At 50.0% G+C, this 11,364-nt stretch carries 8 protein-coding genes; 6 read left to right on the top strand and 2 right to left on the bottom strand.

Translation table 11 applies throughout. From position 1 onward, the window contains the following. Positions 1 to 171: 171 nt before the first annotated feature. A complete protein-coding gene (gene cruG / locus K4A83_RS00785; protein ID WP_265262468.1) occupies positions 172 to 1,356 on the bottom strand; it encodes a 2'-O-glycosyltransferase CruG in 1,185 nt (394 codons plus the stop codon). Between the two features lie 329 nt (positions 1,357 to 1,685). On the opposite strand from cruG, the gene rimP reads away from it, so the two are divergent. The 6 genes from rimP to K4A83_RS00755 all read left to right on the top strand — a co-directional run bounded on the left by rimP (position 1,686) and on the right by K4A83_RS00755 (position 8,914). Then, the gene (rimP, locus tag K4A83_RS00780) at positions 1,686 to 2,147 is read left to right on the top strand and encodes a ribosome maturation factor RimP (protein ID WP_265262467.1); all 462 of its coding nucleotides are present in this window, start codon (positions 1,686 to 1,688) and stop codon (positions 2,145 to 2,147) included. 99 nt (positions 2,148 to 2,246) lie between these two features. Further along, positions 2,247 to 3,488 (top strand): transcription termination factor NusA, encoded by a 1,242-nt coding sequence (gene nusA / locus K4A83_RS00775; protein WP_265262466.1) that lies wholly within the window; start codon positions 2,247 to 2,249, stop codon positions 3,486 to 3,488. 139 nt (positions 3,489 to 3,627) lie between these two features. After that, a complete protein-coding gene (locus K4A83_RS00770) occupies positions 3,628 to 3,903 on the top strand; it encodes a YlxR family protein (protein WP_265262465.1) in 276 nt (91 codons plus the stop codon). Between the two features lie 512 nt (positions 3,904 to 4,415). Further along, entirely contained in the window at positions 4,416 to 7,412 is a 2,997-nt protein-coding gene (infB, locus tag K4A83_RS00765; RefSeq protein ID WP_265262464.1) for a translation initiation factor IF-2, read from the top strand. Between the two features lie 225 nt (positions 7,413 to 7,637). Beyond that, positions 7,638 to 8,579 carry a low-complexity tail membrane protein gene (locus tag K4A83_RS00760; RefSeq protein WP_265262463.1) on the top strand — a complete coding sequence of 314 codons (942 nt, stop codon included), beginning with the start codon at positions 7,638 to 7,640 and terminating at the stop codon, positions 8,577 to 8,579. A gap of 110 nt (positions 8,580 to 8,689) precedes the next feature. Next, a complete protein-coding gene (locus tag K4A83_RS00755; RefSeq protein WP_265262462.1) occupies positions 8,690 to 8,914 on the top strand; it encodes a hypothetical protein in 225 nt (74 codons plus the stop codon). A gap of 157 nt (positions 8,915 to 9,071) precedes the next feature. Here the strand turns inward: K4A83_RS00755 and argZ are convergent, their stop codons facing one another. After that, the gene (gene argZ / locus K4A83_RS00750) at positions 9,072 to 11,192 is read right to left on the bottom strand and encodes a bifunctional arginine dihydrolase/ornithine cyclodeaminase (RefSeq protein WP_265262461.1); all 2,121 of its coding nucleotides are present in this window, start codon (positions 11,190 to 11,192) and stop codon (positions 9,072 to 9,074) included. Between the last annotated feature and the right edge of the window lie 172 nt (positions 11,193 to 11,364).

Below are 11,364 nucleotides of genomic sequence, written 5' to 3'. Positions count from 1 at the left end.
CAAGAGGAGATTAATCAGTCTAGCTTGTTTAGACTGTCATGGTTACGAAACGCTAAACTAACACACCCTGCGCTCTTTCGATTCTAGAAGGTTTAAAAGAATGATTGGTTGGGTTTCGCGCTTGGCTGTACCCAACCTACAGATAATATTCTTTTTACCATCTCCTCAGCTTTAAAGATGATAGGAGCGGCCGCGCCACTGTTGGGGGACTTGTTGAGCGGAGAGGAAAATCCGTAAAACGGCTAAAGGGTCGGCCAGAGGGGAAAGCCAGAAGCACCACCTGCCGGAGGTGGGAGCCGAACGATCGTAGGAGGGTGCGATCGCCCATAACAACGCAAATCGCATCAAAACCAACAGCCCATTGAGTCCTAGCACTCCCCAAATCAGGCCACTACTCACCCCCTGACTCACCACACCCCCCCAAAACAACAAAGAGGGCAAAGGTAAACCCTGCATCACCGTCAGTAACCATAAATCCCCCCACAATTCACCCCGAGAGGTTGCATCCTTAAGATCAAGCGATCGCCCCCACTCCCGCCACGTTTCCCCAAACCCCTCATACATCCGCACCTTAATCACCCGTTGCCCATCCAAAAACCCCACCTTATAGCCCCGTTTCGCAATCTCCCGCGCCAACGTCACATCATCACAAAAGGACCCCTTCGCGCAATCATAACCCCCCACCGCCTCCAACACCCGACGACGACAGAGGAAACACTGCCCATTAGCCATTACCCGTTCCGGCACCGTCGCATCACTACCCGAAGGGTCAAAACGAAACAACAGCGTCATCAACAAAGCAGGCTGTAACCACCACTCCCCCGCCTCCCGTAAAATAAACTGAGGCGACAGAGAAATCAGATCAAACCCCTCCCCCTGGGCCACCCGCAACAAACCCGCCACCAAACCCCCTTGAGGCTGGGTATCCGCATCAATCCCCAACACCCATTCACTCTTTGGGGAACTTGCGAGAAACCCATAGTTCAACGCCCAAGGACGACCTACCCAATCTGGGGGCAACGGATCATCCGTCAACAAACGAAAGCGGGGATCTCGTTCCTGCAAGGCTTTCACCCGTTCCCGCGTGCCATCCGTTGAACGACTATCCACCACCAAAATTTCCCGCACCTCGTAACCTTGTCGAGTCAACCCCGCCAAACAGGGATCAATCCGCGCCGCTTCATTTAACGTCGGCACAACTACCGTCACCGTCCCCAAATCCTCTGGGATAGGACTTTGAGGCGCAATGGGCGGACGACGCCCGGGCCCTTTCAACAGACGCGCCAACCCAATGAAAAAGGGTGGAAGACTAAAGATGAGCAAGAGGAGAGCCAAGGCGGAAAACCACGCATTCATAAATCAATAAACAGTAAACAGTAACCAGTAACCAGTAAACAGTAAACAGTAACCAGTAACCAGTTACTGACTTCCCAACCTTGACAAGTTAACGCTCAAAGCTAGAAGTCAAGAGCATTCCTTCGGAACGCTGCGCGAACGGGAGTCAGTGGTCACTGCATCTCGACTTCCCTCGATAACCGCTTAGTCGAAGTGGAGTCGGAAAAATAACGTGGTATAATGGAGAACGCTTGGTAACTCCCCTCCGGGAGTTAAAACCAACTGCCAAACAGTTAGTGTCTTTGGGAAGTGGGTATAGCCCGCTTTTTTTGTTGAATCCTTTTGCTTTCATGACTCATCCTCTTATTCCATCCATTCTGGAGTTAGCCACCCCCCTTGCTGAACAACTCGGCTTAGAAGTGGTAGAAGCCGTATTCCAAACCAGCAAAAGTCCTCCGGTTTTACGAGTGGATATCCGTAACCCAACGGATGACACCAGTTTAGATGACTGTGAACGGATGAGCCGGGCATTAGAAGAACAATTAGATGTCACCGGGTTAATCCCAAATGCTTATGTCCTAGAAATTTCTAGCCCGGGCGTTTCCCAAAGCCTCACAACAGATCGAGATTTTAGCGTGTTTAAGGGCTTTTCGGTTCTCGTCAAAACCTCTGCACCTCACGGGGGGAAACAACAATGGCAAGGTCGCCTACAAGGTCGTGATGAAGAAACGGTGTATCTCAACCAGAAGGGAAAAACCATCAAAATTCCGCGAAATTTAGTCGCTCAAGTGCTACTGGATAATCCCGAATAACGACCTTTCCCCAGAACTTCCGTTCTCGTCTTTGTGAGTTTCCCCAATTGAACAATTTGTAAACCTCTATAGAGCATAGCGTCAAAGGAGATTTTGCCTATGTCCCTGGTAAATTTGCCCGGTCTAAAGCAAATGATTGTCGAAATTAGTGATCTGCACCGTCTGCCGGAATCGGCGGTGCGGGATGCCCTGCGAGAAGCGTTACTGAAGGGCTATGAACGCTATCGCAGAGCGCAGCAAATGGATAAAAAACAAATCTATGCTGAGGACTACTTCAATAATTTTGAAGTAGAACTCGACACAGACGAGGAAGGATTTCGCATTCTCTCCACCAAGATTATTGTGGATGAGATTGAAAATACCGATCATCACATTGCTTTAAAAGAAGTCCAAGAAGTCACTTCCGAAGCCCAAATTGGCGATTCTGTCGTGTTGGATGTCACCCCCGACCAGAAAGAATTTGGACGGATGGCCGCCATTCAAACCAAACAGGTGCTATTGCAAAAGTTGCGCGACCAGCAACGGAAAATGATTCAAGAAGAGTTCCAAGAATTAGAAGGAACTGTCTTACAAGCGCGAGTATTACGCTTTGAACGGCAATCGGTGGTGATGGCCGTCAGTAGTGGCTACGGTAAACCGGAAGTAGAAGCGGAGTTACCGAAACGGGAACAACTGCCCAATGACAATTATCGGTCTGGGGCGACGTTCAAAGTCTGGTTGAAAAAGGTACGGGATGGAGTCCATCGGGGACCACAATTAATTGTCTCCCGGGCGGCCGCGGGCTTGGTGGTGGATTTGTTTGCTACAGAAGTCCCGGAAATTGAGGATGAGGTGGTGCGGATTGTGGCCGTTGCCCGAGAAGCTAATCCGCCCTCCCGTCATGTGGGGCCGCGCACGAAAATCGCTGTGGATACCCTAGAACGAGATGTGGACCCGGTGGGTGCTTGTATTGGGGCTAGAGGATCTCGTATTCAGGCGGTGGTGAATGAGTTGCGGGGGGAAAAAATTGATGCCATTCGTTGGTCGCCAGACCCGGCCACCTATATCGCCAATGCCTTGAGTCCGGCCCTGGTGGATCAAGTGTTATTGGTCGATACGGAGGAACGTCAAGCCCTAGTCCTCGTGCCGGACAATCAACTGAGTCTAGCGATTGGTAAAGAGGGGCAAAATGTGCGCCTAGCGGCTCGTTTAACGGGCTGGAAAATTGATATTAAGGATACCGCCCGTTATAAATCAGAACAGGGGAAATTGCCTGACGTAGCGGCTAATCCTGAAACGGAAGAGGAAGACACGGAGGAGGAATTCCCAGTCAGTGCAGAACCTTTAGCCGAAGAGGAATAATTCATTGGCAAGACTTCTCAAGAAAATGTCACAATGGGAAGAGGGGAAGAGAATAACCGGAATATTATCTCTCTCGTCTGGAGATGGCGGTTGAGTCTCTTCGGGGTGGTAATCGTTTAAAGGAGGGAGATTTATTGACGTGAAACCTAATGTTCGGCGATGTGTTGCTTGCCGTGAAGTAGCTCCGAAAACGTCATTGTGGCGAATTGTTCGCCTCTATCCCTCCCAAACGGTACAATTAGATGGGGGGATGGGGCGTTCTGCCTATTTGTGTCCTCGGGCGGACTGTCTACAAGCGGCTCAGAAAAAGAATCGTTTAGGGCGATCGCTAAAAACCCAAGTTCCCTCAACCATCTATGAGGAACTGTGGCAACGACTGAACGCTAAAATACAAGTACCAGTTGTTAAATCCTAAAGGGTTTTGTCCATCCCAGCTTGCCCATCCCGGCTTGCTCGGTTCTATCTATAGTCCATTCCTAACTTCAATCCCTAGTTCAGAATTCTAGGTTGGAATTCTAGGTTGGAATTCTAGTCTGACCGAATCCTAGCTAAAATTACGGCTCACTCAATTGAATTGATCTGATTTTCCAAGTTTTCTCGAAAAATTTGATGTTCAAGGATGATTTTCCGGGGCAATTTGCCCACACTATACACTCAAGCCAAGTTTGTTTAAAACAAGTGTTCTACTAACCAGAATCTGTCTCCAATCTTCTGTCTCCAATTGACAGTTTTCTGATCCGAGGTAGAATTCCCCATCTGACAACATTAGAAGCAATTTGCTCAAGGAGGAACAACGCATTCAAGGAAAATACCCCATCAATATTTGAACTCAACTTATTGAGGCTCTCCCTGCTGTTAACGTCGCAGGAAATGGCTGCATCACTAAAGCAGTCCTGAAAAATCTGATCAGTATCATGAGGATAGTGGATGAACAACGGAAAAACTCGCATTTACGAATTATCAAAAGAATTGAATTTGGAAAATCGAGATATTTTAAATATTTGTGAACAGCTTAATATTGCTGTGAAAAGTCATAGCAGTACGATTACAGAATCTCAGGTCGAACGAATCCGTGCTGCATCGAAACGCTACAAGTCTGGTCAAATGGGCAACAAGCAATCAAGTCATCCGGCTACTAATTCTGGTGGGACTCCAACCCCTAAACCGAAAGGGCCTCGGAAACCCCAAATTCGAGGTATTGTCAAACACGCAGAAGAGACGGAGGAGGTTGATAGTTTGAATGGCACTCCGACACTAACTCCCCCCCCGAGTCGTCAAGGGTCGAACAAGGTCAGTCGTGAGGAGGGAGGCAGTCAACTGGTTAAACCGCCAGCCCGTCCTAATCCCAAGGTACAAGCTCCGGCAAAACCTGCGGCGAGCAGTGAGGTAGAACAACCACCGGAGGATGTAGATGGACCGGATTTATTGTCTCCGCCCCCTCGTCCCCAACCCCCTCAAAAGAGTAAGTTAGAGGTGCGTCCGGTTCTGAAACGGAATCGGAAGGGAGAAGGGGAAGAAAAAGAAGCGATCGCCGCTCCGGTGGCCAAAGGGGAATCACCCAAGACGGTAGACCTCGATGCCAAACCGCCTAAACTACAAAAACCCCAAAAACCCAAACCGCCTAAAGCGATTAAACCGGATGGGAAGGGGAAAGATGGGGCAGGCAAAGACCTGAACGAGGAAGATCCCGATTCGGAAACAGTGGAAGAGGTGATAGAGGAAGAAACCCTCCTAGCCCCTCCAGAACGCCCTCAACCCAAGTTAAAACGGCCGCCCTCTCGCAGTAAGCGCCGGGATTGGGAAGAAGAGGAAGAAGAAACGGAAGAAACCGTTAAGGCAACTAAGAGCGGGAAAGCAAGTAAAACCAGTAAAACCAGCGCCAAACCTAAGCGTCGTTCTCAAACCCTGTTGTTGGATGAGGATGACGATGATTTGGATGCACTGAACTCCGATGGCGAAAATGGCCTGTCGGTCAGCTTGTCTATGGCCCGTCCGCCTAAACCTAATCAGGATAAACCTGCGACTCCGACGGTGGCGGCAAGTAAGGGACGCCGGGCGAAACCCAAAACCGATGGAGGAGAACAACGAGGGCGATCGCAACGGGAAAATCGAGCCAATCGCGATCGCAAAAATACCGAGCGCCCAGAAAGTGTGGTGCTACAAGGTAATTTCAACATTCGGGAACTCTCAGAGTTGGTCAATGTCCCCGAAACGGACATCATTAAGCAACTGTTCTCCAAAGGCATTGCCGTGAATATTACCCAGACCCTCGATTTAGACACCGCCAAACTGGTGGTCGAAGAACTGGGCATTGCAATAGAAACCCCAACAGAACGAGCCGCCGCCACTAAGACGGAAATGCTCGATCTCGAAGACTTGGAAAAACTCCAACGTCGTCCCCCAGTCGTCACCATTATGGGTCACGTTGACCACGGGAAAACCACCCTACTGGACTCCATCCGCAAAACCAAAGTCGCCCAAGGGGAAGCCGGAGGTATTACCCAACATATTGGGGCCTATCATGTGGATGTGGAACATGAAGGTCAGTCCCATCAAGTCGTGTTCTTAGACACGCCCGGTCACGAAGCCTTTACCGCCATGCGCGCCCGAGGAACCAAAGTGACCGATGTAGCCGTGTTAGTGGTGGCCGCCGATGACGGGGTACAACCCCAAACCAAAGAGGCCATCAGTCACGCTCGGGCGGCAGAGGTGCCGATTGTGGTGGCCATCAACAAGATGGATAAAATCCAATCGGAACCCGACCGCGTGAAACAGGAACTAGCCGAACAAGGGCTATTAGCCGAAGAATGGGGCGGCGATACCGTCATGGTTCCGGTGAGTGCCATTAAAGGCGAGAACCTAGACACCCTGCTGGAAATGATCATTCTGGTATCGGAAATGTCCGAACTTTCGGCGAATCCCGATCGTCCGGCGAAAGGCACTGTGATTGAAGCGAACTTAGATAAATCTCGCGGTCCAGTGGCCACCCTATTGGTTCAAAATGGTACCTTACGGGTGGGAGATTGTATTGTGGCTGGGTCGAGCTTTGGTAAGATTCGGGCCATGATTGATGATCGAGGCGATCGCGTGGATGTGGCTACCCCCTCCTTTGCCGTGGAAGTCCTCGGCCTCAACGACGTTCCCTCAGCCGGGGATGAATTCGATGTCTTCCCCAGTGAGAAAGAAGCCCGCGCCATTGCCCAAGACCGGGCGCAAGTTCAACGGGAAAGCCGTTTACAACAGGCTGTTTCCTCCCGTCGTGTCACCCTGAGCAGTTTATCCGCTCAAGCCAAAGAAGGGGAACTCAAAGAACTCAACCTGATCATCAAAGCCGATGTTCAGGGGTCTGTCGAGGCCATTTTAGGCTCTCTGGCGCAATTACCCCAAAACGAGGTACAAATCCGCGTCCTCTTAGCCGCCCCCGGTGAAATCACCGAAACCGACGTAGACCTAGCCGCCGCTAGTGGTGCCGTTGTAGTGGGCTTCAACACCGACCTCGCCCCCGGAGCGCAACACGCCGCCGATCAAGAAGGGGTGGATGTGCGAGAGTACAACATCATCTACAAACTCTTGGATGACATTCAAGGGGCGATGGAAGGGTTACTAGAACCCGAAGAGGTCGAGGAATACCTAGGAACCGTAGAAGTGCGCGCTGTCTTCACCATTGGCAAGGGAGCCGTCGCCGGATGTTATGTCCAATCGGGCAAAGTGATGCGCAACCGTCGCATCCGTGTCCGTCGCAAGGGCGAGGTGATTTATGATGGGCCTCTGGATTCCTTAAAACGGATGAAAGATGATGTCCGAGAAGTTAACACCGGATTCGAGTGCGGGATTGGGGTGAACAAGTTCCATGATTGGCAGGAGGGAGACTCCATTGAGGCCTATCAGATGGTGACAAAACGCCGGACTTTATCCCCTGCTTAAATGGTCGTGATTTAGTCACAAAACAAGGGTAAAGATACAGAGCTTTGCCCTTGTTTTTTCTAGGAACAAGGGAAGGGGGAATGGGGGAGCGGGGGAGCAGGGGAGCAGGGGAGCAGGGGAGCAGGGGAGCAATTATCAATTCCCCATTACCTATTACCTATTCCCTATTACCTATTCCCCATTACCTATTCCCCATTACCTATTACCTATTACCTATTCTTAAAAATGGCTTCTTTTCGCTCAGAACCTTACTTATGGATTCATTTTTCAGGTTTAGCTGTCCTTCCTCTATTCCTGCTCCTCGTGTGGCTGGGGTTAGCGGTGGGAGATCCCATCCTCCCCTATTGGTTAGAGTTGATTGTGGTGGCGGCGGTGGGGATTATCCCCATCTTGTGGATGCAGTGGACTCGACCTTTTGATATTTTTAGCCTGTTACTGTTGGCCTTGCGTCCTCAACAACTCACGGAAGAGCAACGGCGGATTTTACGCCTGTTTAAAGGGGTCAAAATTCGCATTTTGAGCGCAGGAGGGGCGTTGTTGATGGTGTGGCTGCTCTGGCAACTTTACGCTTTAACACCTCTGGCGGCTCCGAGTGCGCTATTTCCCCCCACCTGGCACGCTTTAGGGGTTTTGGTGGCAATGGGAGGATTTTTGGCGGCTAATCTTTTTTTACAGGTTCCCCTAAGTGTGGTGGGGGTTTGGTTAACCGGGGGAACGGCTTTTGCTCAAACGTCTCCCTATGAGGTGGAAAATATTCGTCGGGATTTCTTGGTTTTGGGTTTCCCGGTGGGGAGTCTTTTACCCCGTTCTCTACTAGAAGCGCGAGAAATGGAGGCTGGGGAGCAAGGGGATTTAATTGTTGCCCCAGAGGTCGATATTAGGTCTGCTGAGGGGTCAAGTGAGGAGGTTATGGCTGAGGATACATCTGAGGGAGAAGTTAGCCCTGATGAGGCGGAGAGTGATGATGAGGTGACTTCTGCTGAGATGGAAGTGGAAGAAGATAATGGGGTGACTTCTGCTGAGGTGGAAGATGAGGAGTCTATCCTTGACTCGGAAACAGCCATCAGCACTGGTGAGGAAGAGCCAGAAAATCCAGTGGATTCAGAATTGGCATTAGATTCTGAAGTAGAAATATCTGAGAGTGAAGATTTAACGGAGAAACCTTAACTTTTTCTTCTGTTTTTTTCCCGTTTTGTGTTCTATGCAGCATAATTAAAAGGAATGGTAGGTTATGTTAAAAAAAATGTAAATGTTTGTGAACTAAATTGGAGGTGCAAATGGCACATTTCGCAATTGAGGCTAATGATGCTCAAGCTACTGAGGCTCAGGGTTTAGGCAAAGAGCATGGGGTGTGGGAGAATTTGAAGCAAGCGATCGCCAAAAGTTCCGGTTTTCGTCGTTGGCAAGTGCAGCAGCAGTTTGGGGATGCTATTTTAGAGCGGGATTTAGATCAACTCGTGCGTCGTTATCTGCGGGAAACCTTAGATACTTTGGCTTATTAAATCATTAACCTCTGAATAGTCGGCAATTCGACAAACGTTAACTAACAGTCACTTAATTTCTGTCAATTTCTTAACTTGTTTTTTCGTCCCAATCAAAATCTCCCACCTCGGCTTGACCGGGTGGGAGTACTTCACATTAGGGCTTGCTCAATGGTATCTATTGTACGGTTTGAGACAGGGGATAGGGGTTAGTGAGTTGATCTAACTGTTTGACCAACAGACTGAGGAATAAGCCTACATCAGTGACAATGCCGACGGATTCCACAGAACCGCGATCGCTTAATTTGGTCACGACGGCGGGGTTAATATCAACGCAGACCATTTTCACTCCTGCCGGAGTCATATTCCCCACCCCAATAGAATGGAGCATGGTGGAGAGCATCAGGATCATATCTGCTCCTTCAATTAACCGGGCATACTCGGCTTGAGCTTTGAGTAAGTCCATGTGGGTGTCGGGCAGGGGGCCATCATCGCGGATCGATCCGGCGAGACAGAAGGGGACGTTATTTTTCACGCATTCATACATAATGCCCTGAGTTAAGAACCCTTGTTCTACGGCGTTGGGGATGTTGCCATAGCGACGAATGGCGTTAATGACTTTCAGGTGGTGGCGGTGTCCTCCGTGGACGGGAACGCCTTTTTTCATGTCTACTCCCAAGGAAGTCCCCATGAGGGATTGTTCCATGTCATGGACGGCGATCGCATTTCCCGCGAGTAAGGCCTGCACATACCCTTCCCGAATCAAGCGGGCGAGGTGTTCACTGCCCCCGGTGTGAATGACCACGGGGCCCGCTGTGACGACGACTTTACCGCCTTGATCCCGAATATGGCGCATTTCCCAAGCGATTTGTTCTACCAATAGTTCTACCCGGCGTTCACTGGATACCCCGGAGCCCATAAAGGTAAATTCTTCTTTACTACCCCGTTGATCTCGACTTTCGGGTTTCCGGACAATGCGAATCCCTTGCACCCCGACTACAACTTTTTCGCCAATTTCTAAGTCGCGCAGAATCTTACAACGGGCGGTTAAACCGTTGGGGGTTTCTCGAATGGCGATCGCACCATCCATCCGTTGATTCTGTACCCGCACCCACTGGTTATCAATGCGGACTTCTGTGGGGTAAATCGTAGTGACATAGAAATCATCGGGAGCGACACCAGAAAGAGTGACATCTTCTAAAATCGCGTTCCGTTCTTCGGCTGGTAGGTCTACGGCTCCCAATTCAATCAACTGGGTCATGATTTCTTCCATGACCTCATGATCTGGGGCGGTGACGCGCACTTCCGCCCGGGAGGTGCTTTGGCGTTCGGCCCCGAGGTTAAAGTTTAAGACTTTGAAACTCCCGCCTTTTTCCACCACCGTATCTAATACCCGGTTCATAATTCCGGCATCGAGTAGATGGCCTTCGAGGTGGATATTGCGGCTTTCCACCGTAACGCGGGCATGGAGTTCTTCCCGCACGGGTTCCGTGGTGCGTAGGGTGAGACATTTGGACGCGCCCCCGGCTTTGAGGAATTCCGTTAAGGGGGTTTCCATGACGGTATATCCCGCCTGACCCAGCCGTTGTTTTAAATCCTCACTGGCTTTGTTTAAAATAACGACCTGGTGGATATTCACCGCATTACAGGCAAAGTTCACCGCGTCAGGTTCTGCGATCGCAATCCGTTTATCCGCAGGCACTCGGCGCTCAATCAGGAAATTGGAATAGGCATCAAAGGCGGGAGGATAGTACAGTAAATACCCCCCACTCAAGGGACAGAAGCAAGTGTCTAAATGATAGAACCGACTGTCAATTAAACGCAGGGATAAAACTTCTATATCCAGCCATTGGGCGATGAGGGGGTGAGAATCCAATTCGGTGCGGAATCCATACCCAGCCCATAACCAACGGCCTTCGCGGTCTAATAAGGCATCTCCGGCCCCTTCAAAGGGCAAATCAGGGGGCAGTTCAAAGACTTTATAGCCATTCTCTTCAAACCACTGTTTGAAATGGGGTTCTTCCCCTTGCCGTTCTTTGTGCAGAAAACGGCTCAACACCACTTTATCCCCCAACACTAGGCCTGCATTGGCGGTGAACACCATATCAGGCCAGCCTTGCACGGGGTCTACGAGGTCAACAATGGCATGATCCTTAATCAGATGATAGAGTTTATCCCATTGTTCGTTAGCGCGATCGCGGGACGATTTATGAATATTCCCCTCCATCCAAGGGTTAATGACGTAATCTACGTCATAGTGGCGAGGAGAACACATGAGGAAGCGGAGCAAATCGGTCATAATTTACAATGTAAGAGGGTGTGCCACACTCTAGATAGCTTGTATAGGCGCAAGACAAGCAGCCTAACTCTAGGGTGAATTAGGCTGCTAAGTACTGTCAAAGCAACTTTTCATTATAGATTGTTTATTGGGTTTTAGTCAATGATTCAGGATCCATAGTGAGTTCCTGTTT

It is taken from the genome of Spirulina subsalsa FACHB-351 (genome assembly GCF_026130165.1).
GTDB classification, from domain to species: Bacteria; Cyanobacteriota; Cyanobacteriia; order Cyanobacteriales; family Spirulinaceae; genus Spirulina_A; species Spirulina_A subsalsa_A.
This window is presented reverse-complemented; position numbering and strand designations above follow the sequence as displayed.

Excerpts from the sequence above, each read along its gene's own strand:
- rimP (WP_265262467.1), top strand. The coding sequence starts at position 1,686 with ATGACTCATCCTCTTATTCCATCCATTCTGGAGTTAGCCACCCCCCTT.
- argZ (WP_265262461.1), bottom strand. The coding sequence starts at position 11,192 with ATGACCGATTTGCTCCGCTTCCTCATGTGTTCTCCTCGCCACTATGAC.
- cruG (WP_265262468.1), bottom strand. The coding sequence starts at position 1,356 with ATGAATGCGTGGTTTTCCGCCTTGGCTCTCCTCTTGCTCATCTTTAGT.
- nusA (WP_265262466.1), top strand. The coding sequence starts at position 2,247 with ATGTCCCTGGTAAATTTGCCCGGTCTAAAGCAAATGATTGTCGAAATT.
- K4A83_RS00760 (WP_265262463.1), top strand. The coding sequence starts at position 7,638 with ATGGCTTCTTTTCGCTCAGAACCTTACTTATGGATTCATTTTTCAGGT.
- K4A83_RS00755 (WP_265262462.1), top strand. The coding sequence starts at position 8,690 with ATGGCACATTTCGCAATTGAGGCTAATGATGCTCAAGCTACTGAGGCT.
- infB (WP_265262464.1), top strand. The coding sequence starts at position 4,416 with ATGAACAACGGAAAAACTCGCATTTACGAATTATCAAAAGAATTGAAT.